At 31.7% G+C, this 25,903-nt stretch carries 20 protein-coding genes and 1 pseudogene; all 21 read right to left on the bottom strand.

Annotation, left to right across the window (positions count from 1 at the left end):
* Nucleotides 1-50 precede the first annotated feature (50 nt).
* A complete protein-coding gene (locus tag CLMAG_RS05335; protein ID WP_066618965.1) occupies nt 51-452 on the bottom strand; it encodes a chemotaxis protein CheW in 402 nt (133 codons plus the stop codon).
* 442 nt (nt 453-894) lie between these two features.
* Nucleotides 895-1,254 (bottom strand): response regulator, encoded by a 360-nt coding sequence (locus tag CLMAG_RS05330; RefSeq protein ID WP_066618963.1) that lies wholly within the window; start codon nt 1,252-1,254, stop codon nt 895-897.
* 170 nt (nt 1,255-1,424) lie between these two features.
* Entirely contained in the window at nt 1,425-2,021 is a 597-nt protein-coding gene (locus CLMAG_RS05325) for a chemotaxis protein CheC (protein ID WP_066618960.1), read from the bottom strand.
* A gap of 17 nt (nt 2,022-2,038) precedes the next feature.
* Nucleotides 2,039-4,081 carry a chemotaxis protein CheA gene (locus tag CLMAG_RS05320; RefSeq protein WP_066618958.1) on the bottom strand — a complete coding sequence of 681 codons (2,043 nt, stop codon included), beginning with the start codon at nt 4,079-4,081 and terminating at the stop codon, nt 2,039-2,041.
* Between the two features lie 12 nt (nt 4,082-4,093).
* A complete protein-coding gene (locus CLMAG_RS05315; RefSeq protein ID WP_066618956.1) occupies nt 4,094-4,861 on the bottom strand; it encodes a CheR family methyltransferase in 768 nt (255 codons plus the stop codon).
* Between the two features lie 5 nt (nt 4,862-4,866).
* Nucleotides 4,867-5,916 carry a protein-glutamate methylesterase/protein-glutamine glutaminase gene (locus tag CLMAG_RS05310; RefSeq protein WP_066618948.1) on the bottom strand — a complete coding sequence of 350 codons (1,050 nt, stop codon included), beginning with the start codon at nt 5,914-5,916 and terminating at the stop codon, nt 4,867-4,869.
* Between the two features lie 22 nt (nt 5,917-5,938).
* Nucleotides 5,939-6,427 carry a chemotaxis protein CheD gene (locus tag CLMAG_RS05305; RefSeq protein WP_066618944.1) on the bottom strand — a complete coding sequence of 163 codons (489 nt, stop codon included), beginning with the start codon at nt 6,425-6,427 and terminating at the stop codon, nt 5,939-5,941.
* Nucleotides 6,428-6,450: 23 nt separating this feature from the next.
* Entirely contained in the window at nt 6,451-6,897 is a 447-nt protein-coding gene (locus tag CLMAG_RS05300) for a chemotaxis protein CheW (RefSeq protein WP_066618941.1), read from the bottom strand.
* A gap of 100 nt (nt 6,898-6,997) precedes the next feature.
* Nucleotides 6,998-8,989: a flagellar assembly protein A gene (locus tag CLMAG_RS05295; RefSeq protein WP_066618938.1), complete on the bottom strand. Its 1,992-nt coding sequence runs from the start codon at nt 8,987-8,989 to the stop codon at nt 6,998-7,000.
* A 450-nt stretch (nt 8,990-9,439) separates the two neighbouring features.
* Nucleotides 9,440-10,288 (bottom strand): PTS sugar transporter subunit IIAB, encoded by an 849-nt coding sequence (locus CLMAG_RS34625; protein ID WP_341420090.1) that lies wholly within the window; start codon nt 10,286-10,288, stop codon nt 9,440-9,442.
* Nucleotides 10,289-10,528: 240 nt separating this feature from the next.
* Nucleotides 10,529-11,337, bottom strand: a pseudogene (locus CLMAG_RS33485) (PTS transporter subunit EIIC); the annotation flags it as partial.
* A gap of 58 nt (nt 11,338-11,395) precedes the next feature.
* Nucleotides 11,396-12,220, bottom strand: coding sequence for a PRD domain-containing protein (locus CLMAG_RS05285; protein ID WP_066618936.1), 825 nt, complete (start codon nt 12,218-12,220; stop codon nt 11,396-11,398).
* 47 nt (nt 12,221-12,267) lie between these two features.
* Nucleotides 12,268-13,071 (bottom strand): aminotransferase class IV, encoded by an 804-nt coding sequence (locus CLMAG_RS05280; RefSeq protein ID WP_066618933.1) that lies wholly within the window; start codon nt 13,069-13,071, stop codon nt 12,268-12,270.
* A gap of 180 nt (nt 13,072-13,251) precedes the next feature.
* Nucleotides 13,252-13,893, bottom strand: coding sequence for an HAD-IB family hydrolase (locus CLMAG_RS05275; protein ID WP_066618930.1), 642 nt, complete (start codon nt 13,891-13,893; stop codon nt 13,252-13,254).
* Between the two features lie 282 nt (nt 13,894-14,175).
* The gene (locus CLMAG_RS05270; protein ID WP_066618927.1) at nt 14,176-14,535 is read right to left on the bottom strand and encodes a DUF1292 domain-containing protein; all 360 of its coding nucleotides are present in this window, start codon (nt 14,533-14,535) and stop codon (nt 14,176-14,178) included.
* A 492-nt stretch (nt 14,536-15,027) separates the two neighbouring features.
* Nucleotides 15,028-18,531 (bottom strand): pyruvate:ferredoxin (flavodoxin) oxidoreductase, encoded by a 3,504-nt coding sequence (gene nifJ / locus CLMAG_RS05265; protein WP_066618925.1) that lies wholly within the window; start codon nt 18,529-18,531, stop codon nt 15,028-15,030.
* Between the two features lie 504 nt (nt 18,532-19,035).
* Nucleotides 19,036-20,094: an undecaprenyldiphospho-muramoylpentapeptide beta-N-acetylglucosaminyltransferase gene (locus CLMAG_RS05260; protein ID WP_423231063.1), complete on the bottom strand. Its 1,059-nt coding sequence runs from the start codon at nt 20,092-20,094 to the stop codon at nt 19,036-19,038.
* A gap of 101 nt (nt 20,095-20,195) precedes the next feature.
* Nucleotides 20,196-22,256 (bottom strand): ATP-binding protein, encoded by a 2,061-nt coding sequence (locus tag CLMAG_RS05255; protein WP_066618915.1) that lies wholly within the window; start codon nt 22,254-22,256, stop codon nt 20,196-20,198.
* Between the two features lie 102 nt (nt 22,257-22,358).
* Complete coding sequence (gene recJ / locus CLMAG_RS05250; RefSeq protein WP_066618912.1) at nt 22,359-24,137, bottom strand: single-stranded-DNA-specific exonuclease RecJ; 1,779 nt, start codon at nt 24,135-24,137, stop codon at nt 22,359-22,361.
* Nucleotides 24,138-24,355: 218 nt separating this feature from the next.
* Entirely contained in the window at nt 24,356-24,571 is a 216-nt protein-coding gene (locus CLMAG_RS05245) for a heavy-metal-associated domain-containing protein (protein ID WP_066618908.1), read from the bottom strand.
* Nucleotides 24,572-24,641: 70 nt separating this feature from the next.
* Nucleotides 24,642-25,862: a M16 family metallopeptidase gene (locus tag CLMAG_RS05240; protein ID WP_066618906.1), complete on the bottom strand. Its 1,221-nt coding sequence runs from the start codon at nt 25,860-25,862 to the stop codon at nt 24,642-24,644.
* Nucleotides 25,863-25,903: the final 41 nt, after the last annotated feature.

Raw genomic sequence — 25,903 nt, 5'->3', positions numbered from 1 at the left:
TTTTTTCCCTCATTTCTAAATAAAGAATTTCTTAGCCTTAGTTATTAATTCTAATTTGAAAGAAGCTTGTCTATATCTATTAGGGTTACTATTCTTTCCTTAAAATTAATAACTCCTTCAATATAAGCTTTTTTTCTATCATCACTGATCTTTTCTATGATATCCTCTTCTACATCTAATACTTCATCTACTTGATCTACAGTTATTCCTACTAATTCATCTTCCATCTCAAGTATAATTATATTATTTTGTTTTTCTTCTTCCTTTTGAACATCCAATAAAAGATTTATATCAAGAAGGGAGATAACATTACCCCTTAGATTTATAAGTCCCTTTATATGCCTTGGAGCCTTTGGAACTCTAGTTATTTCCATAGCATCATTTATACTTTGCACTTTTGCTGTTTCTACAGCAAACTGCTCATTATTTAACTTAAATATAACAACCTGCATAATCTACACCTCCATATAATAAGTAGTTTTAAGCCCCTATATTCAACTCTAAAAATTTAAATTTCAGAATTGAGAACTTGGAATTAAGAATGAAGGTAATCTGATAATAAAGCCGCGATATATGTCCACTTTATTATCCAAGCTATAAATCTATAATATCAAAAATAATACTCCAAATTCACTAGTTTTTCAGTGGCAAAACTTCCTTAATTCTCAATTCTAAATTCTCAACTTTATATAACTACAAAGATTTTAGTTAAGAGTTAAGAATTTAGAGTTAATAGTTATGGATGATTTTCTTTCGCTAACGCTACAGAAAATCTAAAATATAATATTATTGAAGCTTTGCTTCAATACATTTCAAATTTAAGATTTTTCGTAACAAAGTGGAGAAAAATTCTCCTTAACTCTTAACTCTTCACTCTTAATTCTTAACTTATTTCTATCCTACAACTTTTTTAATAGCTTCTAAAACTCTATCTGGTTGGAATGGTTTTACTATAAAATCTCTTGCTCCTGCCTTTATAGCATCCATAACCATTGTTTGTTGCCCCATAGCAGAGCACATTATTATTTTTGCTGCTGGATCAAAGGCTTTTATTTCTTTTACAGCATCTATACCATCCATATCAGGCATAGTTATGTCCATTGTAACCACATCTGGTCTTTCTTTTTTATATAGCTCTACAGCCTTTATTCCATTATTTGCTTCTCCAACTACTTGGAATCCATTCTTTTCTAATATATCCTTTATCATCATTCTCATAAAAGCAGCGTCGTCAACAATTAATACTTTAGCCATTTTCTTCCCTCCAAATTTATTTACTCCTGTTGTAACTATCTTATCCGATGACTACCCGCTCTAATACTTCTCTTCCTATCGTCAGAGAAGTAAAGAGCGGCTACGTCCCTGGATTCGTTCAACTAAGAATCAAATGGGCTTTAACCCCCCCATCTGATTCAAGTTTCACTTCACACTCCTAAAGTGCTTAATATTTTTTCAAGTGAACCAGGCATTGGTACATAATAAAAATGCCCGCTTATTTCTTCATTATTTTGTATAAATAATGTTTCTATATCAAGCACATAATCATCAAATTGGCCTGATTCTATGAATGTTGTAGAGAGTATTGCTCCTAACATATCATAGGTTACTGCTGGAACTGAAGGCATTACAGTTAGTCCTGTGAACTTTGCTATTGCATTCATATAGGAACTTGATATAATATTGCCAATTTCACATATTACTGAATTTCCCATATCACTTAAATACTCTTCTTGAAGCCCTGTCAAAATCTCTACTAAATTTAATGCTGTATCCTTTTCAAAGACAAACAATATATTTCCTGGAATTTCTCCCAGTACTCTTACTATAACGCCTACAACTATTTCATCTCCACCTATACTTGAAAATATATCATCAAAAGGCACTATATTAATTGCAGGTACTGTCATATCTATCTTTTTATTTATAAGCTGTGATAACGCTGTAGCAGCATTTCCTGCGCCTATATTTCCCACTTCACTTAATGCATCTAGTTGTAATGTTGTAAGGTCTTGATAGCTCATATATGCATTATACCTCCTTACACTAAGGCAGCAACATCTAATATTAATGTTACAAGGCCGTCTCCAAGTATTGTTGCTCCTATATATTCTTTTAACCCTTGAAGTGTTTTTCCAAGAGGTTTTATAACTATTTCTTTCTGTCCAAGAAGTCCATCTACCATAAGACCTACTGTTTTCTCTCCTACTTTGACAATTACTATATAATTTTTATTGCTATTTGATTTTTCAACATCTAATCTCTTATTAAGTCTGATAAGTGGTGTCACATTACCATTATAAATTATAACTTCTTTATTATTAGTCATTTTTACTAAATCATCACTATAGTCTATAACTCTATCAATATATCCTAGTGATATAGCCATAGTCTCATTACCTACATTTACAAGTAAAGCTTGAATTATCTGTAGGGTCAATGGAAGTCTTATTATAAAAGTAGAACCTTTATCTTTTTCGCTGATTACATCTACAGTTCCTCCAAGTGCTGATATTTTAGTTTTTACAACATCCATACCAACGCCTCTACCGGAAATATCTGTAACTTGTTCATTGGTACTAAATCCCTGCATGAATATTAGATTCCTAATATCATTATCAGTCATACCATCTGTATTTATACCTAATCTTTCAGCTTTAGCCTTAACTTTATCCACAGGTATTCCAGAACCATCATCTTCAACTTTTATTACAGCCTTAGTTCCTTCCTGGTATGCTATAAGCCTTATCTTACCTACGGGATCTTTTCCTTGTGCAATTCTCTTTTCTTTTGACTCTACACCATGATCTGCTGCATTTCTTATCAAATGGATAAGTGGTTCTCCTATTTCGTCTATTACAGTTCTATCAAGTTCAGTATCTGCTCCTTGAATTATAAGCTCCATTTCCTTTCCAAGTTCTACTGATAAATCTCTTATCATTCTTGGGAATCTATTAAATACGGAGTCTAAAGGAAGCATTCTTATCTTCATTACTAGGTCTTGTAGGTCTGAAGTAGTTCTTGCAACCTGTTCTAATGTTTCATTTAGATCATTTAATCTATGATTACTGCTAATTTGCTCTAACCTTGTTCTATGAATAACAAGTTCAGACACCATATTCATAAACTTATCCAATCTTTCTAAGTCTACTCTTACAGACTGGTGAGCCTTCTTATGCACTTCTTTCTGAGCAGGTTTTGTATTATTTACTTTAGTTTGTACTTTTTCCACTGCTGCAGGCTTTGGTTCTATAGTAGCTTTTATTTCTTCAACTTTAACAGTTTCCAGCTTCATTTCAACTTTCTTAGCTTTTTCTGCTTTTACATCTACTTCATCAACAAAAACCTTATCTACTTCTGATATATTCATCAGAGTTTCATAAATTTCACCTTTTTCTTTTGTTGATAAGAAAACTAAATCTATCTCAAATTCAAAGTTTTCACTTTCTATATCTTCTGTACTTGGTACTGACTTTATTATTTCCCCGCACTCTTCTAAACTCTTAAATATTAGAAATGCTCTAGCTGATTTCAACAGGGTATTTTCGCTTAAAATAATCCCTATTTGATATGATTTATAGCCTCTATCTTCAGCTTGTTTTACTATATTTATATCATATTCATTTAAATCTAAAGGCACATTTTTATTTTCTTCTAAAGCTGGTTCTTCTATATCTTTAATACTTTCTTCCTTCTTTTCTTCCTTACTATCTGTAATGGATCCAAGTTCTTTAATTATCTCTTCAATTGTCACCTCACCCTCTATCCCGTCAGATATATTATTAACCATCTGTTCCAAAGTATCAAGGCATTTAAATAATACAGTGACAACTTTTTGCGTAACCTTTAGTTGTCCATCTCTAAATTCTGAAAGTACATCTTCCATTTTATGAGTAAGTTCTGCCATCTGATTAAATCCCATTGTGGCAGCCATTCCTTTTATAGTATGGGCTACTCTGAATATCTCATTTAATTTATCTATATCATTTGGCTCCTGCTCAAGTTGGAGTAGTGAATCATTTAAAGTCTGTAGGTTGTCCATTGATTCTTCTAAAAACATCGACATATACTGTGATGTATCCATTTTATTACCTCCTTATAACTTTCTATATATAAATGTAGAAGCTTTTTCAAAACCATAATCTCTGTAATTATAAATACTTTCCGTTGCACCTACAAATAGTAATCCGCCTTTTTTTAATGACTGACTAAATTTTTTATAAATTTGGTCTTTTACATCCTGATTAAAATATATTACCACATTTCTGCATACAATCAAATCAAAATCTCTTTCATAATTTTCAAGTATTAGGTCATGTTTTTTAAAGGTTACCATACTTTTTATTTTTGGACTAATATTATATTTATCGTCCTTTATGGTAAAATACTTACTCAAATATTCTTTTTTCACATTTTTTATTTCCGATAAGACATACTCACCCTTTTTAGCTTTATCTAATATAGTGTTGTCTATATCTGTTGCAATTATTTTATGCCTTCCCATAGGTGAAAGTTCATCTAAATACATAGCTATGGAATAAGGTTCTGCTCCGATAGAGCAGGCTGCACTCCATATCTTAATTGAACTACCGTTCTTTAACAATTCATTTTTTAATTTATCCTTCAAATCTTCAAATATCTCAGGATTTCTAAAAAATTCAGAAACATTTATAGTTATAAAGTCCAAAAATTTTTGTTTTTGAGCAGGATCTTTTTTTAGTAATGTTATATATTCTTCTACAGTGCTAACCCCTACTCTAGACATTAGGCTTCCTATTCTTCTATGCAGTTGATTGGACTTGTAGGCGGATAAATTTATATTAAACTCCTTTAAAACCCACTGCTCAAAATAAGCCATATCCATAAAGACTACCTCCCTTTTCCACATACTGCTTTTACTATTTCATTAGCTATATTATCTATTGGTAACACAATATCTACCATTCCTGTTTCAAAAGCAGCCTTAGGCATACCGTATATGGTACATGTGGATTTATCTTCTGCTAAGGTGATACCACCACTTTTCTTAATTTCTATTGTTCCCTGAGCGCCATCTTTCCCCATGCCTGTGAGAACAGCACTTATTATATGGGATCCGTATAGCTTTGCAGCTGATATAAATAGCTTATCCACCGCAGGCCTAACTCCCCATAAAGTAGGTTCTGTGTTTAGGTGAATTTTTCTATCTGTTCCTACTTCCATATGAAATCCGCCCTGAGCTATATATACTGTATCCTTTTCTATACTCATACCCTCTGCTGCCTCTACAACTTTTATTTTGCTGTTTAAGTTAAGTCTTTCAGCAAAGGCCTTTGTAAATCCAACGGGCATATGCTGAACAACAAATACAGGCACTCCTAATTTTTCTGGAAACGCAGTAATAACAGCATATAATGCCTTTGGTCCTCCTGTAGATGCACCTATAACCACTGCATCTATTTTTTCCAGACTATTTCTTTTTATAGCTCTATTTTCAACTGCTGCAGGTCTAACTATTGGCCTAGCTTGTACTTTTGATTTTTCATAGGCTAGTCTTATTCTTTGAATCAAACCTATTTTCACCTTATTTATATCAAGAGATATTGCTCCTGAAGGCTTAGGCAAAAAGTCAAAAGCTCCAGCCTCAAGGCATTCCATTGTAAGCTGAGGTCCCTTCTGCGAAACACTACTTAAAACTATTACCGGTATATTAATATTATTTTTTTTCATTTCTTTCAGTGCTTTGATACCATCCATCTTAGGCATCTCTACATCCAAAGTTATGACATCCGGCAAATTATTCTGTAATTTAGTGAGTAAATCTTCACCATTTCTTGCTGTATTTATAACTTCCATATCTGATTCTTCATTTACCATATCTGAAATAATTTTTCTCATTAAAGCAGAATCATCTACTATTAAAACCTTAATCTTATTCAAATTAGTATCACTCCAATTTTTATTAAAGTTCTTTTACACCCATGCCTACAGTCTTTATTTGAACCATCCCATCAGAGGTATTAAAAATCATCGTTCTACCTTTATTTCCTCCAATATCTTCAGCCAATAACGGAATTGAATATTTTTTAAGAGCATCTTTTACTGCTATCCCATTTCTGTTTCCTATATCCATAATCATGCTTTTATCCGAAAAGTTAAACATAGATGCTCCTCCAGCTATCTTAGCTCTAAAGTTTCTTTTTAAAGCTCCTAGTTTCTCTAATCTTTCTATTAACAGTGGAACTGCTAAATCTGCAAATTTTAATGGATTAGTTACATTGTTAAACTGTGTGCTATCTGGCAGCATTATATGTGCCAGCCCCCCTAAACCTTTAACCCTATCGTATATAGCTATACCTATACATGAACCTAGTCCAACTGTAATTATTCTATCAGGAGAAGAAGCAGTGTTCATATCTGCAATTCCTACTTTTATTTCTTTTATCTCCATAAATATGCACCTTTCAACTCATATTATATAAGCTTTTTTTCTTCTTCCGTTAGTATTTCGCCAAGATTTAAAAATATTATTATTTTGCCGTCTATTTTAATTAATCCTTTTATATATCTTTGAGATATACTTGCTACTATTTCTGGTGGTGTCTCTATATTTTTTTCGCTTACATCTCTAACCTCTGATACTACATCAACTATGATTCCGATTTTATCCCCAGCTTGTTTAGTTACTATAATTTTTGATTCATTTTTTTTATCACCTTGAGATAGCTTAAACTTTCTTGCAAGTGATATTACTGGAAGTATACTTCCCTCATAATTTATCACACCTTCAATAAAATCTGGAGAGTCTGGAAGTGCTGTAGGTTCTTCATACCCCAAAATTCTCTCTACTTCCATAATATCTGTAGCATAAAATTCGCCGTTTATACTAAATATTAAAACCTTAACCTCTTTATTGTCCATTATTATCCCTCCTTGATCAACACCTAAAAAAGCAGAATAGTTATAGTCTCATTATATAATAAACTATGCTATATGATAACAGCTTTTTTATAGGAATTACTTAAAGTTTTAGCTTATCTACTATTATATCGTCATTTTTGTCAATATAAGCGTGAATATTCTTGCTTGGCAGTTCTAAAACAACTTCTCTATTACCTACCGAAAATATTGTATTCTGATAAGCAGTGTCTACCCATATATGACCTTGCTTCTCAACTTGAAGCTTGGTAGCTACTCCCGCTGTACTACCAACAGTTCTACATTTAATTTCTTCTTTGGCTCTTAGAACACCGCCTCTAGCCACGCTCTTTTCCTGAAGAAAATATATACTTCCATTGGCAGTTATATCTGATATATATTCTCCCTTTCCTGTTATAAATATATCTCCAGAGCTTTGTATATTAGAATCTTGACAGTATGATATTCTAACATCTACAGGAATAGATAACGCATTTTTAAGTTCAAAAATTATTTCATCTATAGAATTTACTATTAAATCAAGCTCTGAGTAGTGTTGTATACTTATTGGAGCTATCCCTAACAATCTTGACCTTATGAGATCAGTTAATATATTATAATTTGCTATATTAGAAGTATCGTCCTGTAACTTTAAATCTGTAACTACATTTAAACACAATTTTGGAAGCATTTTATACTTATTTTCTATAAGAATTTTTACTAATTCTCCATCTTTTCTGTCCTTACCTAGAAGATCATATTTTTTTATTTCTGCTACAGCTTCTATTAAACCTGAGATTTGTTCCTTTAAACTTGACAAATCCTTAAGTGCCTTCAATTTTTTCACATCTTCACCGCCTGCAAATACATTACCGGCAATTAAATTTCCTTTTATATTTATGTTTCCACCTGCTTTTATTTTAGCTCTTTCTACATCTTTTTCTATATCTAAATGGTTTCCACACTCTACTTCCATTCCTTCTTTTACGCTGCCATATACTACTACATCGCCAATAAACTTAATATTTCCTGTTTTTAAATCTACGTCACTTCTTACTTCATGAACTGGATAAACAAAGAAGGCATTACTCTTTATGCAAGGCTTTCCATCTATAGCTGCTGCAACAGAATTTTCATTAATTAATATACATCCTTCTCCAACCTTTAACTTTATCTTTTTGCAAGGTTTGTGTTTTTTTACCTTGCCTGTTACATCACAACCATCCTGTCCCGCTTGCCCCTGATGTCTAATTGCAATAACTTCAGACTTATGAACAGCTTCTACGGAACCTATACTTTTAAAATCAATATTACCAACTTCATCCTCTTCAAGCTTTTTTAAATTTTTATCAGTTTTAAATTTTAATTCTATACTATCATCTGATCCATTTACTACTTGCTTTCCTTTTGCTACTAAAAGTTTTATCCCTCCATTTTTTACACATTGTTTCAAATTTTCTTCCATTATACCATAAACTACTTTATTATTGTTTAACTCTTTCTTCACTTCTTCTATAGTATATTTAGGAGGATTAATTTCTGACTCTATTTCTAACTCTAATATTGCTATTGAACTTTTCTTTTTATCTTTTAACTTATATTTATGCTGAGGTTTATAGTCAATTGTAGCATACGCTTCCATATGATCTTCTGATAAATTTATTTTTAACTCTCTAAATGCGGTAGTTTCTTCAAAAATTATTTCAATTTTATTTTCCTTAGATATTTCTTTTTTCCCTTTAACCTCTAATCCATCTACAATAACCTTTATATCGTTTCCTACTAAAATCGTTCCATGCCTTCCTCCTTCTTCAGGATTATTTACTATAATGTTGCCATCTATAATCTCTATGGTTCCATCATTTTTACCTAACTGAAAGTATTCTTCTTGATTTTCAATACTTTCAGAACATTCCCCATCTTCCTCTGCTATATGTTCATCAAAAATTTCTACTTCTATTTTAGCTTTTTTCTTAAAGAAGGATTTTTTTTCTTCTAATACTTCATACTTCAAATCATCTACAGGTATCTTTAACTCATCACTTGCCGCTTGTAAACATTTTTCTACTGTTGCCTCACAATATAATTTTTTCATAATTAAACTCCCTTTAATAAAATAATAATCCAAATGACTACCCGCTCTAATACTCTTATCTTATCCAAATTGTACGCTGCCAACGACTACGTCCTGGATTAGTTTATGTAAATGTTATTTTTTGCTCTTTTTCAATAATTATCTATATTATTTTATCAAATTAATCTTATTTCTTTAAAAATTGCTAGTTTATCTAATTCTATTATAACACGGCAAGAGCTAAGTTAAAAATATTTATTATAACATTAAAAAAAAAATTAAATTTTAAAAAGGCAATTCTTTTTACCTTTCACAATGTGAGTAAATAGAATTACCTTTTTAAAATCTATATTTTATCCGATGACTACCCGCTCTAATACTCCCATCTTCTTCAAAGTGCACGTGCCGAGCGGCTATGTCCCTGGATTCGTTCAACTAAGAATCAGATGAGGTTTTGAAACCTCATCTGATTCAAGTTTCCACTTCATTTTTTTTTATCACCTTAGCAGCTATTTTACCTTTGCTAAGTTTTCCAAAAACTACAGTTATACTAGATATTAAATCCATATTAGTTATTATTACTGGTGAAACTAAACTTTTAGCCTTTGTTTGAACTAACTTTTGATCAAAGGTTATTAACAAATCACCTTTTTTAACAATATCACTTTTTTGTACATGTGCTTCAAACCCTTCACCACCAAGCTTAACTGTGTCTATTCCCACATGTACTAGTACTTCAATTCCCTCATCTGTTTTTATTGCTACAGCATGTTTTGTAGGAAACATAACCCTTATAACTCCACTGACTGGAGCATACACCTTATTATCCTTAGGTATTACCGCAAACCCATCTCCTAACATTTTGGCTGCAAAGACATCGTCGGGAACTTTCTCTAAGTTTATTACCTCACCCTTTATAGGATTAGCTATTTGTATATCTTCCCCTATGGTTGATAGGTTAGGATTTTGTTCTTTGCCCCTTGTTTCTTTAATACCTTCTTTTTTATAGGGCATATTATTTTCTATTAGTATTTTTATATCGTCTTTTATTCTCTCAGCTTCCGTCCCAAATATTATTTGTACACTATCTCCTGTTTCTAAAATACCCACTGATCCTGCTGCAGTTAGCAGAGATCTATTTATAATTTCTGGTTTCCTTAGAGTAGCTCTGAGTCTTGTTATACATGAATCTAAAAACTCAACATTCTCCCTGCCTCCAATTGCTTCTAATATCATAGCTGCTTTTTCCAAGCCAACTGTATTAGCAGTATTAAAAGTAATCTGTTCTTCATCTTCTCTACCAGGAGTTTTAATGTTCATAGCCTTTATTACAGAGTAGAATACCAAAAAATAAAGTGCAAAATATACAATGCCTACTGGCCATATAAGCATAGGGTGCTCTGCAAATTTAAATCCGAGAACATAGTCAATTGCTGATGCAGAGAAGGTATATCCCAATCTTATATGAAGAAGACTGGTTACTATCCCTGCTGAAAAGGCTGCTAAAACATGAAATACAAATAGTATTGGTGCAACAAATATAAAAGAAAATTCAATAGGTTCTGTAATACCAGTTAAAAAAGATACGAAAGCTGCTGAAATCATCATTCCTGCAATTCTTTTCCTATGCTCTGTTTTTGCGGCAGCTATCATAGCAATAGCCGCTCCTGGAAGTCCAAACATAAGAATAGGATATTCAGAAGCCATGAATATGCCTGCCGTGGGATCTCCATGAAAAAATCTTGCTGTATCACCAAAATACTTGACTCCATCTAAAGTAAAGGAACCAAATTGATATAAAAATACCGGGTAATATATATGATGTAATCCAATTGGTATTAAAAGTCTCTTACCTGCAGCATAAAAGGCTGGACCTAATACAGATGCAGACGCCCACTTGGCAAATATATCTATAAACTGCTGCATCGATTGCCAAATACCAGCGCAAACCACAGCAAAAATTAAAGCTGCTACTGAAGTTATTATAGGAACAAATCTTTTTCCCGAAAAAAACCCAAAACTTGTGGCAACCTTATCTTATGATATCTATTATATAGTATTGCTGAAATTAACCCTATACTAATACCACCGAATACCCCCATATTAATATCTACACCTGCAGTTTTTGTTGCAGCATTCATAACAGATTGAAGAATAATCTGTCCAACCACCGCTGCAAGAGCTGCAACCGCTTCTCCTCCAGAGAATCCAATTGCTACACCTACTGCAAATATTAGTGGTAGATTTCCAAAAATAGCATCTCCTGCAACTGCTAAATATTTAAACCCAGCTCCATAATTACCAAGTAAATCATCCTGCCCAATTCTATATAAAAGTCCAGCTGCCGGTAAAACTGACACAGGAAGCATTAATGATCTACCTACTTTTTGGAGCACTGAAAATACTCTTTTCATATGTTCTCCCTTACTATTCTACAAGTCTTTTTATGTGAAGTGCTATATATCCAATTTCATCCTCTGGAACATCCATAGAAAATAAGTCTTCAATTTTCATGGCAATTTTAATTCCTATGCTATATTCAGTGAATAATTCCTTCTTTATACTTTCCAATAGATGATTTTTAATGGTTTTATTATTTTCCACTCTCTCTATCATAAAATTTATATGTGTTACTGTTCTTATGTAAGCTAATGAATTTTTTTCTAGCTTTTTACCTGTTAACTTTTCAATTAAATCCATTACCTGACTTATCTTTTTAGTATAAGCTAATGATTCAGATACATTCTTTTCTGTAAGAGCAGCTCTTATATGTAGACATATAAATCCAGCCTCATCTTCTGGAAGATCCGTATTAAATCTTTCATTTATAAGCTCTACTGCTTTCACAGAAATTCTATATTCTCCTGGATAAAGGGCACTTAGTTCATTTATAAAAGGATTTTCTATATTTACACCCTTTTCTATTCTTTTTAAAGCAAAACTTATGTGGTCTGGTAAGGATATGTGTATAGCATCGTTTAATTTTACTTTCAGCTCTGCTTCAGCATAGTTAATAATCTCTTCAGCTATCCCAACTATTTTGCTGTCTATGCTTTGTAGTACTTTCTGATAATTTTCCCCCATTTCAGAGGTCTGTTTAGCGAAAACATTTTCAACAGACTGCTCGGGTATAGTTCCATTTTTACCAAAGTCAAACCCTATACCTTTACCTATTAGTATTAATTCTTCTGAATTTTTTTGAGCTATTACAACATTATTATTAAGAACCTTTTTTATTTTATAACCATCCATCCGCTTCAACTCCAAACACCTTTAAAATATATTGTTTATATAATCATTTATAAAGATCTCTTGGCCTCATTATATCCATCCATAATCTTAAATACAAATTCATTGCGAGAAGAATTGAAATTCATATCCTCTACCTTACTTATAGGTAAAACTTCCGGTGAGGTACCTGATATAAATAATGCATCTGTATTGTTTATATCCTTGTAATGCACTTTTTCTTCCAACACTTCTAATCCCATGTTTCTACATACTTCTACTATAACACTTCTAGTTATACCAGGAAGCACATCCTCTAGAGGTGAAGTTATAACTTTTCCATCCTTTATCATAAATATATTGGATTTACTGCCCTCTGTTATAAAACCGTTTCTGTCAACAAGTATAGCCTCATATGCCTTTTTCTCTTTTATCTCTTTCTCTACTAATTCTCTAAAATCCATATTTATTATCTTAGCGTTAGGATTTTTTCTTTCTCCATGATAGAAAATAGTCTTTACACCATTTACATAATCATCCTTAGATGGGTAGTGGTGCTTTATAAAATAAGCTAGAAATATTTTGTTATCAACATTAAAAACAAATTTAATATTTCCTATAGCTATATTATTTTCTTCTACAAGTTGTTTTATTTTTTCTTTTATCTCATCTTTAGTAATCCACAATTCTACACCAACCAATTTAGAGGAACTTTCTAATCTATCAAGGTGTCTTTCCAGAAATAGTGGTCTTCCCTCTATTATCCTTATTACTTCATATAAGGCTTTACCCTTTCTAAGAAAGCTATCATCAAATTCACTACAATCCTTTACTTGATCGTTAAGTATGAAATATTTATATAAACATTCACTCATGATTATTCACCTTTCTCTATATTCATAGGGTTTTTAAATAGGTCTTTAATTTTCGAACATTCAACCCTTAAGCACTAATATAATATCTAAATATATTATACTTTACATTATATTATTTAAACAAACTATTTTATATATATTGAAACAATTTTCACTTATGTATTTTTATAGTTTGATTTTCTACTTCCAATTAAGTATCTCTATTTTATCATGTCCTTTTTTATAATTAATAAGATAAGGATTTCCTACTAAATTAAAAAGAGGTAAATCCGCAAGAGAATCAGAAAACATATAGGAATTTTTAAAATCCACTTCTATACCTTCTTCTTTTAAAACCTCCATAAGTCTTCTTACCTTTTCCTCTCCTTTACAGTTTTTCCCCGCAATCTTTCTACTGTATTTACCACCTACACTAGTAAATCTAGTGCCAATTACCTTATCAACTTCTTTTATTTTATATAGTTCATTTAAGTAAAACTCCGCTGAAGCTGATATTAAATACACCTTACAACCTTCAGCTTTAAGTTTTTTCATAGTATCTATAGCATCAATGTAAAGTATTTTACTTAATCTTTTTTCATAAAATTCTTCTACCAGTCTTTGCATACTTTCTTCCTGCATTCCATCAATAAAGGCTATAAAGTTTTCCTTTGCTGTTTGAGAGTCAAGTACTTTCACTCCATATAAAAAAGCAGACATAATACTTTTTGGGGCGTGTATTATAAGTTTTGGATTCTTTTTAATCATAAACCAATAGAATTCTGCAAGAGTTTCTCTTTTTGTTAATGTATAATCAACATCGAATATTGCTAGTTTTTCCACAACGAACACCTCTCTCTTTTAGTTAAGAATTAAGAGTTAAGAATTAAGAGTTATGGTTGATTTTTCTCACTATGTTCGAAAAATCTTTCAATTTATACTCTCTCGTTTTGCCAAAGGCAAAACATTAATAAATTAATTCCTAGATTTTTTATGCCTTAAGCATAAAAAGTCATCCTTCACTCTTCACTCTTAATTCTTAACTTTTAACTAAATTAAGTCTTTGTATCATAAAGAAAGCCGATGCATCTCTGCAGCGACTTTCTTATAACTTTTATGGATTTCTTATTCTTCTTCTGCCATTAATTGTTCATAATAAGCAGATACTTCTTCAAACTCAGAATCATCAGGAATTATAAGTTCGCCTTCTTCACCTTCACCTACTACTTTAAATAGATAAACTGCTCCGTTTTCTGGGTGTTGAACTATAGCATATTCACTATCCTTATATTCAAATCCATCAATTACTTCACAAGCAACTACATTTCCCTCTTCATCTTCTAAGTCAACTATTAAAGGTTCATGGTCTCCGCATCCACAGCCGCAACCTTCATGTCCATGTTCATGCTCATGTGAATCACATCCGCAACCTTTATTTTCTTCGCCACAACCGCAGCCACATTCATTTAAATTTTCTTTATCCATAATATATCCCTGGAACTAACTAAGTATTTAGTGTGCAATTTTAATTAAACTTAAAAATTTTATTGTTATGCACCCTAATATGGTCATATAATTCTATGAACCACCAACTTGTAGATAATCCAGGTATTTCACCTCCTTTTTGTTATATGTTCTAATTTTAACCTTAATTCCGAAATAATAAAAGTGTTTTTTAAAAAATTTATTGTTTAAATTCTATTATTACATAAAAAAATATATTACGACATAAGAAGACACACAAATAATTAAAAATTAAGAATTAAGAGTTGAGAGTTATGGTTGATTTTTCTCACTATGTTCGAAAAATCTTTCAATTTATAGTATCCTTGTTTTGCTTTCAGCAAAACAATATATGTTAATTATTAGATTTTTTATGCCTTAAGCATAAAAAATCCTCCTTCGCTCTTAACTCTTCCCTCTCAACTCTTAACTAAAAAGATGAAGCGCAATGCACTTCATCTTTTTTATTATAACCTATTGATTTGCAAGTTTCTTGTAGTTTTCAAGTCTTTCAAATGCATCTCTTTGAGTTTTTTCGAATAATGCATCTGCTGCTTCTGGGAATTGTTTAGCAAGTGAAGCGTATCTTACTTCGCCCATTAAGAATTCCTTGAAGTCTGCTGTTGGTTCTTTTGAATCTAGGATAAATGGATTCTTTCCCTCTTCTTTTAATGCTGGATTGAATCTGTACATAGCCCAGTATCCGCACTCAACTGCTTTCTTACCTTCTAATTGGCTCTTACCCATACCATTTCTTAATCCGTGGTTGATACATGGTGAGTATCCGATTATTAATGATGGTCCTGGATATGCTTCAGCTTCAGCTATAGCCTTTAATGTTTGGTTCTTGTCAGCACCCATTGATACTTGTGCTACATAAACGTAACCATAGCTCATAGCCATCATACCAAGGTCTTTTTTCTTAGTTTGCTTACCGCTAGCAGCAAATTTAGCTATTGCAGCTGTTGGAGTAGCTTTTGAAGACTGTCCACCAGTGTTTGAGTAAACTTCTGTATCAAATACAAATACATTTACATCTTCTCCTGATGCAAGAACGTGATCTAATCCACCGTATCCAATATCATAAGCCCAACCGTCTCCACCGAAGATCCAGTTTGATCTCTTAACTAAGAAGTCTTTGTTTTCATATATTTCTTTTAATTTAGCACAATCACAGTTTGCAGCTTCAATTGCAGCTACTACTTTATCAGCTCTTTCTCTTGATCCTTCTCCAGCATTCATGTTGTCTAACCAATCTTGAAGAGCTGCTTTTAATTCAGCGCTTGCATCTCCAGCTAGAACTTCTTTTACAGTCATAGCTAATCTATCTCTTACTTGTTGAACTCCTAGGTACATTCCAAGACCAAACTCAGCATTGTCTTCAAATAATGAGTTAGCCCATGATGGTCCGTGTCCTCTGTGGTTAACAGTATATGGAGTTGCTGGTGCTGATGCTCCCCAAATTGATGAACATCCAGTAGCATTAGCTATCATCATTCTGTCACCAAATAATTGTGTTACAAGCTTAGCGTATGAAGTTTCCATACAACCACCACATGCACCTGAGAACTCAAGTAATGGTTGCTCGAATTGGCTTCCTTTAACGCTGAATTTATTTGTTGGGTTTGCTTTAGGTGATACCTTCATAGCATAATCCCATGCTGGAGTCTTTTCTAATTGAGATTCAAGTGGTTCCATAACAAGAGCTTTTTCCTTAGCTGGACAAATGTCAGCACAGTTTCCGCATCCTGTACAGTCAAGTTGTGATATTGCCATATGGAATTTAAGACCCTTAGCACCTGTTGCATCTTTGCTTTCTAATACAGCTGGAGCTTTTGCTGCTTCTTCTTCAGTTAAAAGTACTGGTCTTATTGCAGCATGTGGGCATACAAATGCACATTGGTTACATTGGATACACTTGTCCATCTTCCATTCTGGAACGTTTATAGCTACGCCTCTTTTTTCGTAAGCCGCTGTTCCTTGTGGGAATGTACCGTCTTCCATTCCTATGAACGCACTTACAGGAAGTTTGTCTCCTTCTTGTCTGTTCATTGGGTTAACTATCTTGCTGATGAATTCTGGAACTTCAACAGTTGCAGCAGCTTCTTCTACAGCATCCTTCCATGAAGCTGGAACTTCGATCTTAACTATTGATTCAACACCCTTGTCGATAGCAGCGTTGTTCATATCAACAACTTTTTGTCCCTTCTTACCATAAGAAGCTACAACTGCATCTTTTAAGTATTTGATAGCATCATCAACTGGAATAACGTTAGCAAGCTTGAAGAATGCTGATTGCATTATCATGTTGATTCTTCCGCCAAGACCAATTTCTTGAGCTATTTTAACAGCATTTAATGTATAGAATTCAATGTTGTTTTCAGCTATAAACTTCTTATATGAAGCTGGTAACTTTTCTTCAATTTCTTCTGGTGTCCAAACAGTATTTAATAAGAATTTAGCACCCTTCTTTAGTCCATCTAATACGTTATATTTATAAACGTAGGATTGATTATGACAAGCTACGAAATCAGCTTTGTTTATTAAGTATGGGGACTTGATTGGAGTCTTACCAAATCTTAAGTGAGAAACTGTTATACCACCTGATTTCTTTGAGTCATATGCAAAGTATCCTTGTGCATACATGTCTGTGTGGTCTCCGATGATCTTTATAGCACTCTTGTTTGCTCCAACAGTACCGTCTGATCCAAGACCCCAGAACTTACAAGCTTTAGTTCCTGCTGGAGTTGCATCTATATCTTCTCCAACTGGTAATGAAGTATTAGTTACATCATCAACTATACCAATTGTAAATCCATCTTTTGGATTTGCTGATTTTAAGTTTTCGAATACTGGAAGAATATGTGCTGGAACAGGGTCTTTTGAACCTAATCCGTATCTTCCTCCAACTATTACTGGTTGGAATTCTTTTCCGTAGAATGCATTCTTAACATCTAAGTATAATGGTTCTGCTAATGATCCTGGTTCTTTTGTTCTATCAAGAACAGCTATGCTCTTAACAGTCTTTGGTATATATTTAAAGAAATGCTCTAATGAGAATGGTCTATATAAGTGAACATTTAATAAACCAACTTTTTCTCCCTTAGCCATTAAGTAATCTATTGTTTCTTCTATAGTGTCACATGCTGAACCCATTGCTATTATCATTCTTTCAGCATCTGGTGCTCCATAATAATTAAATAGGTGATATTCTCTTCCTGTTAACTTAGTTATTTCAGCCATGTAGCCTTCTACTATTTCTGGAAGTGCTTCATAGTATTTGTTTGAAACTTCTCTTTCTTGGAAGTATATATCTGGGTTTTGAGCTGTACCACGAGTTACTGGATGATCTGGATTTAACGCTCTTCTTCTGAAAGCACTTACTTCATCCATGTCAACTAATTTTGATAATTCATCATATTCTAAAACTTCAATTTTTTGAACTTCGTGTGATGTTCTGAATCCATCAAAGAAGTTTAAGAAAGGAACTCTTCCTTTTATTGCTGCTAAGTGAGCTACTGCTGATAAATCCATAACTTGTTGTACTGAACTTTCTGCAAGTAATGCAAAACCAGTTTGTCTACAAGCCATAACGTCTTGGTGATCTCCGAATATGTTAAGTGAGTTTGCAGCAAGTGCTCTTGCAGATACATGTAAAACTCCTGGTAAAAGTTCTCCAGCGATTTTGTACATGTTAGGTATCATAAGTAAAAGACCTTGTGATGCAGTATATGTAGTAGTTAATGCCCCAGCTTGTAAGGAACCGTGAACAGCACCAGCTGCTCCTGCTTCAGATTGCATCTCCATAACCTTTACAGATTGTCCAAAAATATTCTTTCTTCCTTGAGCTACCCATTCATCAACATGTTCAGCCATTGGTGATGATGGAGTTATAGGAAATATAGCAGCTACATCTGTGAATGCATATGAAATATGCGCTGCAGCAGTGTTTCCATCCATAGTCTTCATTTTCCTCATAATAAAAAACCCCTTCTTTCTTACAATTTGAATTTTATCTATAAATTAGAATTACACAGCATAAGTGATGCTGTATAATTTTTATAGCTCATTATCTTAACATTTTCTTTCTATTAAATGAATTTTTCGACAATCATTGTATATGAAACATGTATAAATTACATATTTTTGTCTCACTTTGTAGTAATTAAACGTTTTTACACCAATTTTTAAAGTAAATATAAAAAAATACCTTAAATAAATATGTAATTAAAAGTATAATTTTACTATACAACAAATTTTTAAATATGTAAAACTCAAATTTGATATCTATAGGTAGTTTTAACCTATTTAATCCTACTTTGGTTTACCTTTCTCTAAAAGTCGCGTTAATTTGCAAGTATCTGTATCAATAAATTTTTAACTCTGTATCATAAGTTTACTAACTATTACGTAAAACGAAGAGAGTAAAGACATCGCCCCTATTATTGTACACTGTGAATAAAAATAAGAATATTACAGTATTTAGCTATTTAATAAACTGTACTGTTCTAAAACTTTGATTATGCCATCTACTCCGTTCTTTATCGGACTTGCTGTCATACTACTGATATATTGATCTTTATTTCTATAAAGTTGATCTAATTTATCTGAAAGTATAGTCTCATTTAAGTCATCTTCATTAATCACCATGCTGTAACCTCTTTTTTCAAAGGAAGCTGCATTTAAAATCTGATCCCCTCTGCTGGACTTTTTCGAAAGAGGTATTAATAGGTTTGGCTTTTTCAGTGCTAGCAATTCATAGATAACATTAGCTCCTGCTCTCGATATTACTATATCTGCTGCATTCATTATATGCGGAAGTTCTTCACTTATATATTCAAACTGTTTATATCCCTTTTTATTATTTAGTTTTTCATCTAAATTCCCTTTTCCACATATATGTATAACATTATACTTCATAAGTAACTCATTTATTACTTTTCTTACAGTATCGTTTATAAATTTGGAACCCAAACTTCCACCTATTATAAGAAGTACCGGTTTGCTATCTTCAAAGCCACATATTTTTCGCCCTAAGGATTTATTTCCTTTTAAAATCTCTTCTCTTATAGGTGTACCTGTAAGCACTCCTTTATCATTTTTTATATTTTTTACAGACTCAGGAAATGTAACACAAACCTTAGTACAGTACGGTGCTGAAAGCCTATTTGCCAGTCCCGGTGTCATGTCTGACTCATGAGCTATAACAGGAATTTTATTAAAATGAGCTGCAATAACTACCGGTACTGACACGAATCCGCCTTTTGAAAATACTATATTAGGCTTTACTCTTCTTATTATAAGTATAGCTTGAAGTATACCTTTAACTATTCTAAAGGGATCAGTAAAATTCTTTATATCAAAGTATCTTCTAAGCTTTCCACTAGCTATGATGTGATACTTAATTTTCTCTGCCTCTATTATTTTTCTTTCTATACCATCTTTTGTTCCTATATATTCTATTTCATAACCTAATTCTTTAAGCTTAGGTACTAGAGCTAAGTTTGGTGTAACATGCCCTGCAGAACCTCCACCTGTCATTATTATTTTCTTCAAAACTTTACCTCCCTAATTTTGTAGATAGAAAATTCCGCTGGAACATTACCTATTGGATCTAATAACACCCCAGTGGAACCTAATACCTAGTTTATGTCTGAAAACTCTATATTTATTCTATCATCAATATTTTCTAATAGCATAGCATGGCTATTTACATGATTAGTTTTAACACATACTTTTTTAAATTTAACTATAAATTCTGTGCCCATTCCAACTTCACTGATTACTTTTATTTTACCACCCATTAATTCTACGATTTTCTTAACAAGAGCAAGCCCTATACCGGTTCCTTCTGCCCTTCTTGAAAGAGAACTATTCACCTGTGAGAACCTATCAAAGATTGACTCTATTTTATCTGCTGGTATACCAACACCATAATCTTTTACGCTTAGATAAAAATTATCTTCTTCTATTTTTAAACAGACTATAATATTTTTACCTTCCGGAGTAAATTTAATGGCATTAGACAGCAGATTTAATAAAGTTTTTTCATATTTATCCTTATCAAGTGTTACAATACATTCTTCTTCATTTGTATCAAAAATTAATTCTATCCCTTTACTTACAGCATAAGAGTTAGCGGAATTTACAATAGTTTCACTCAAATCAACTATATCAAATTCTGTGCTGCTTAAGCTTAAAAATCCAGCTTCTGCCTTTGAAATATCAAGTATATTATTAATTAACTTTAACAATCTGCTACAATTTTGATTAATTCTAGAAAGTGTTTTATCCATATTAGGAGTTATTTCTCTATTATAAATATCATATGCTAGTTGCAGGGAAGAATATATTATAGTTAATGGAGTTCTTAACTCATGTGAGATCACAGTAAAAAATTCATCTTTTAATTTTGTTATTTTTTCAAGTTCTATATTATGATTTATCTCTTCAGTAACATCTGATCCATAAATGTGAATTCTAGTAGTATCATCTTTACTTTTATAGGGTTTAAACTTCATTTTATAGAATCTCTCATCACCTTTAGACTCTTTTACCTTATAAGGACTCATAGTATATGGTATGCATTTTTTACCAACAAACTCCAAAACATCATATAAATTCTCATTAATTTGTTCTTCAGTGTTATTTTCTTCACTTAAGGACTCCTGCACACCGGGTCCCATAATCTCTTCATACTTTTTATTAGTAAGCCTGTAAGCTATACTTGGATAATCTACTACAGCTATAGGTACACTTACAGTGTTTACTACATTTCTTACGAATTCTGCCTGCTCTTCTGCATTTATTTGATGAATTTTTATTTCAGTAACATCTTTAATTGTCATTATAGTAGACTGTAATTCATCATTTTTATTTATTATAGGAGCAGTATTAACTTCTATGTACTTTACTTCTAATGTATTTTTTTCCTTTAATTTAAATGTAGCATTTTTCATAGGTTTTTTACTCTTAGAGTACATATTGTATATCTTTTTTAAATCCTGCTCTTCTTGTTCAATTGGAGTTATCTCATATTTTTGAACTACTCTATTGTTTACTAAATCTATTGCCCCTAGATCTAAAATTTTAAAAACAGCTTTATTACATAAACTTAATTTTTCATTTTCGTCAAAAACCAAAATTCCTTCTGAAATATTATTAATAACATCTTTCAAATGCATAAGATGTTCTTTTTCCCTGCTTCTTAGTATTTCTATAATATCACACTTAGCTTTCAATTCTGTAGAAAGTTCCAAAAACTTTTGTCTTTCATTTTTAATCTTTAAACTTTCTAAATAGTCTTCCGTTACATTTTTAAAAGTTATAACTGCACCAATTACCTTCTCATTTTCAATTAAAGGAAATGTTGATGCTGAAACATATACTATTTGATCTTTGATATTAACCTTTAAACTTAAATTTTGAATTTCCTCCTTATACTCTAGACATCTATACAAAGGGAAATCCTCTAATTCTAGTTTTTTATCGTCTTTAGAAAATGTTTCATATTTATAAAAGATATCGTAGCAATTTTCAGTTGCACTACTCTTCTCAATTTTAGATAATATTTCAAGCCCCTTTTTATTACTATATATTATATTACCATTTTCATCTGTTATATATGCAAAATCAGGTAGTGATTCTATTATTTTTTCTGTCAAATTACCACTTTTAAATATATTACTTTTAGATTTTTGCATCTATGTTCTTCCCCCATATCTATAATCTTCCAAAAAATATAATAATTATAGAAATTCTATGCCAAATTCAAAATTCCTTCTACCAATTACTGTATGTTCTATTTAAACATTAGAAAGTCTAAAATCCTTAACCACTAATTGTAAGCTTATGTTTCCATTATATTCATTTATAGAGGGTGAAAATATCAAATCCATTTTTAAATCCATGGGACCATTATTCAACATTTGTAAAAGCTTTTCTTCACCATAAGTCTCTGATATCATTTCTTTAAATTTTTCTCCTCCATCAAAACATATAGCATCTAGTTTTTCAAAGCTTCCATTAGGCCTACAAAAAAGCTTCAATATATTTTTATCTTTACCAATTAAATACACCCTAAATATAGTTACATTTTTCTCTGCAAAAATTGGTGATGAATTAGCTTTACCAAAAGGTTCTAACTTTTCTATATCTTCAATAAGCTTAAAGGATATTTCATTTAGATGAAGCTGCCTATCAATTCTTATTTTAGGTATTATATCCTCCTCTTTCAGAGAACAGCTAGAATTTAATGCTTTTCTTAAGAAATCAATATTTTCTTCTTTTATAGATAATCCTGCCGCTAATGGATGTCCCCCAAACTTCTCCATTAGTTCTTTGCATTTTATTAACTCCTCAAACATATTATACTCTTCTATGGATCTTCCTGAACCTTTTGGCATTTTTTCACCTTGTGTTAGTACTATGGCTGGTACATTATATCTTTCCTTAAGTCTCCCAGCAACAATACCAGCTATACTTTCATGTACATCCGGTTTGTATACTACCAGAACTTTATCCTTTCTCATTTCTGAGCACTCTATCATTTCAATTATTTTATTTACACTGTCAACAGTCATATCCTGTCTTTCACTATTTAGATTATGGAGTTTTTTAGCAAGCTCCTGTGCCTCTTCTTCCTCTATGGATAAAAGAAGCCTTAAAGCTAAGATAGCGCTTTCTAATCTTCCAGTTGCATTTATACAAGGCCCTATAACAAAACCTATATGATATGAATTTAATTTTTTACCTTCTAATGAAGTCTCTTTAATTAGTGCCTTTATCCCAATATTTGCTGTTGAATTTAACATTCCTAAACCAATCTTAGCAATTATCCTATTTTCTCCTGTTAAATCAACTACATCACAAATAGTTCCTATGGCTGCATATTCCATGAACTCATAGGCTTCTTCTTTTGGTATATTAAAATTTTTATAAAGCACTTGCACAAATTTAAAAGCTACTCCTGCTCCACATAACATTTTAAATGGGTAAGAACAATCATACTGCTTTGGATTTATTACTGCATCCGCTTCTGGAACCACAAACTGCCTTTCTCCGTTCTCTAGGGTTACAAAAGGTATGTCATGGTGATCTGTTATCACAACAGTCATCCCCAGTTCTTTTGCAAATTTAATTTGTTCTATTGCCGCTATACCGTTATCGCAGGTAATTATTACTTCATAGCCTTCTTCCTTTAATACTTTTATACTATCGCTGTTAATTCCGTAACCTTCAGTAATTCTATCAGGTATATGATATTTCACATCAGCACCAGCTCTCGTAAGAGCTGAATATAAAATGTATGTACTTATTATGCCGTCGCAATCGTAATCTCCATATACAACAATTTTTTTACCCTCTTCTATAGCATTTTTTATTATAGCTGTGCCTTTATCCATATCCTTCATAATCATTGGATTATGTAAATTTTCTAATTTAGGATTCATAAACTTTATTATTTCTTCCTCAGTTTTTATACCTCTATTTACTAAAATAGAAATTATAATTTCACTTATACTAGTTTTCCTAGATAGGTCTTTGATGTCAGCACTGCATCGTTTTAGCATCCATCTTGCCATAAAAAGTTTCACCTACTTTCCTCAACTTATTTCATAATAAATATCCGAAACAAGTTTCACTTTATTATAACATGTAAACTATAATCTTGAGACAAGGAATTTGTTATTTATCCTACAATTGTTTTACATTAATTGTGTATTTTCTACAAATAAAAGTAAAAGGGCAATAACTAAGACCTATTAGATCTAGTTATTGCCTAAAAAGGCTAGTGTGAAATTTACACTTTTTGTATATCTGTCACTTTATATCCTGTATCATCTACTACATTTTTAATTTTATCATTGTCTACATTTCCTTTAACATCCAAAAATACAGTATCTGTTCTAATATCTATATTTACAGAATTTACTTCTGGGAGTTCCATTAATGCATCATGAACCTGTTTTACACAGTTCATGCAGCTCATACCCTGAATGGTTAGTATCTTTTTCATTTTTTATATCTCTCTCCTTATATTCTTCTGTACATATAAATTTTATCCACTTTGCTGCATTCTATAACAATTAGTTTGTTAGGACTTGTATCGTTGGATTCTTCAGGACTTTATTTATAACTTCTAGTATTTTTTGTTCACCAATATACTCTAAATTTTCCACTTCTTCATAAACTTTTTCAGCACTTCCATACATAAGTTCATAGGTAGTTAGTTCTTTGCAAAGCTGAATAGATTTTTCAAGCTTAAGCTGCCTTTTTAATTTTATGCTTTTGCTTAAATCCCTTATCTTTTCTTCATTAAAATATCCTGAAGATTTTTTAATCTCCTCTATTTTATTATTTGTTATTGCTAAAGCTTTCTCTATATTTTCTACTGAGGTACCCATGTTAATAGTAAAAAACTTTATTCCTCTTTCATTTTTAATAAGACTACCAAGATCATAAGCAAGTGCATTTTTCGTTCTAATTTCTTCATATAACATACCGCTAGTACCTTCACCAAAGGCAGAGTTAAATAATGTTAAAGCTTTGAACTCATCTTCTTCTAAATGATCTATATTAAATAAATATTGTATTTTAGCTCCCTTTATATTCAATACTTTTTCAGTAAATATTCCTGGGTTATTTGTCTCTTTTACTTCTCTTGTAATTCCTTTAAATTCCTTATTCCATTTTTCAAAATACCTTTTCACTATAGCAAGCACTTCATCAAAAGGTAAGAATGAACAAATGCTTATAACACAGTTTTCAGGAGAATAATATCTTTTATAAAATTCTTTTATATCTTTTAATGTAATTTCTTTTATACTGTCCAACTCACCAATTATCAAGTTTTTGATTCTTTTTTTATTAAATGAATTATAAAGTAAGCTATCCTCACAATGTTGATATATATCATCACTCCACTCTTTCCATTCTTCCATTATAATATCCATTTCTTCTTTAAAACCTTCTTCAGGAAATATAGGGTTTAAAATTATATCAGAATAAAGTTCTAATCCTCTTTCAAAATCCTCTGAAAGAGATGTACCATAGTAAACTACATATGGAAAGTTAGTCATAGCATTTTCAAATCCAAATATCTTATCACATAACTTATTAATTTGCTCTTCACTTCTTGTTTTGGTTCCCTTTGATACCATGTGTTCCACCGCATGAGCAGTTCCCATTTTAAATCCATATACCTCTTCTAAAGCCCCAGCATTAAATCCTATACAAAAAGATGTTATATCTGAGCTTCTAAATTCATATATTAGTTTAACTCTATTATTTAATATATATTTTTTCATATATCCTCCCTACTATCTAAATGGGGAGTAGAGGATTTTAC

This window comes from Clostridium magnum DSM 2767 (assembly GCF_001623875.1).
GTDB lineage: Bacteria > Bacillota > Clostridia > Clostridiales > Clostridiaceae > Clostridium_AM > Clostridium_AM magnum.
The sequence above is the reverse complement of the archived record's forward strand: the minus strand, read 5'-3'. Positions and strand labels throughout refer to the sequence as shown.

Coding starts and splice junctions, on each gene's coding strand:
- CLMAG_RS05335 (WP_066618965.1), bottom strand. CDS start 452: ATGCAGGTTGTTATATTTAAGTTAAATAATGAGCAGTTTGCTGTAGAA.
- CLMAG_RS05330 (WP_066618963.1), bottom strand. CDS start 1,254: ATGGCTAAAGTATTAATTGTTGACGACGCTGCTTTTATGAGAATGATG.
- CLMAG_RS05325 (WP_066618960.1), bottom strand. CDS start 2,021: ATGAGCTATCAAGACCTTACAACATTACAACTAGATGCATTAAGTGAA.
- CLMAG_RS05320 (WP_066618958.1), bottom strand. CDS start 4,081: ATGGATACATCACAGTATATGTCGATGTTTTTAGAAGAATCAATGGAC.
- CLMAG_RS05315 (WP_066618956.1), bottom strand. CDS start 4,861: ATGGATATGGCTTATTTTGAGCAGTGGGTTTTAAAGGAGTTTAATATA.
- CLMAG_RS05305 (WP_066618944.1), bottom strand. CDS start 6,427: ATGGAGATAAAAGAAATAAAAGTAGGAATTGCAGATATGAACACTGCT.
- CLMAG_RS05300 (WP_066618941.1), bottom strand. CDS start 6,897: ATGGACAATAAAGAGGTTAAGGTTTTAATATTTAGTATAAACGGCGAA.
- CLMAG_RS05295 (WP_066618938.1), bottom strand. CDS start 8,989: ATGAAAAAATTATATTGTGAGGCAACAGTAGAAAAATGTTTACAAGCG.
- CLMAG_RS34625 (WP_341420090.1), bottom strand. CDS start 10,288: ATGAACATTAAAACTCCTGGTAGAGAAGATGAAGAACAGATTACTTTT.
- CLMAG_RS05285 (WP_066618936.1), bottom strand. CDS start 12,220: ATGGATGGTTATAAAATAAAAAAGGTTCTTAATAATAATGTTGTAATA.
- CLMAG_RS05280 (WP_066618933.1), bottom strand. CDS start 13,071: ATGAGTGAATGTTTATATAAATATTTCATACTTAACGATCAAGTAAAG.
- CLMAG_RS05270 (WP_066618927.1), bottom strand. CDS start 14,535: ATGGATAAAGAAAATTTAAATGAATGTGGCTGCGGTTGTGGCGAAGAA.
- nifJ (WP_066618925.1), bottom strand. CDS start 18,531: ATGAGGAAAATGAAGACTATGGATGGAAACACTGCTGCAGCGCATATT.
- CLMAG_RS05260 (WP_423231063.1), bottom strand. CDS start 20,094: ATGACAGGTGGAGGTTCTGCAGGGCATGTTACACCAAACTTAGCTCTA.
- CLMAG_RS05255 (WP_066618915.1), bottom strand. CDS start 22,256: ATGCAAAAATCTAAAAGTAATATATTTAAAAGTGGTAATTTGACAGAA.
- recJ (WP_066618912.1), bottom strand. CDS start 24,137: ATGGCAAGATGGATGCTAAAACGATGCAGTGCTGACATCAAAGACCTA.
- CLMAG_RS05245 (WP_066618908.1), bottom strand. CDS start 24,571: ATGAAAAAGATACTAACCATTCAGGGTATGAGCTGCATGAACTGTGTA.
- CLMAG_RS05240 (WP_066618906.1), bottom strand. CDS start 25,862: ATGAAAAAATATATATTAAATAATAGAGTTAAACTAATATATGAATTT.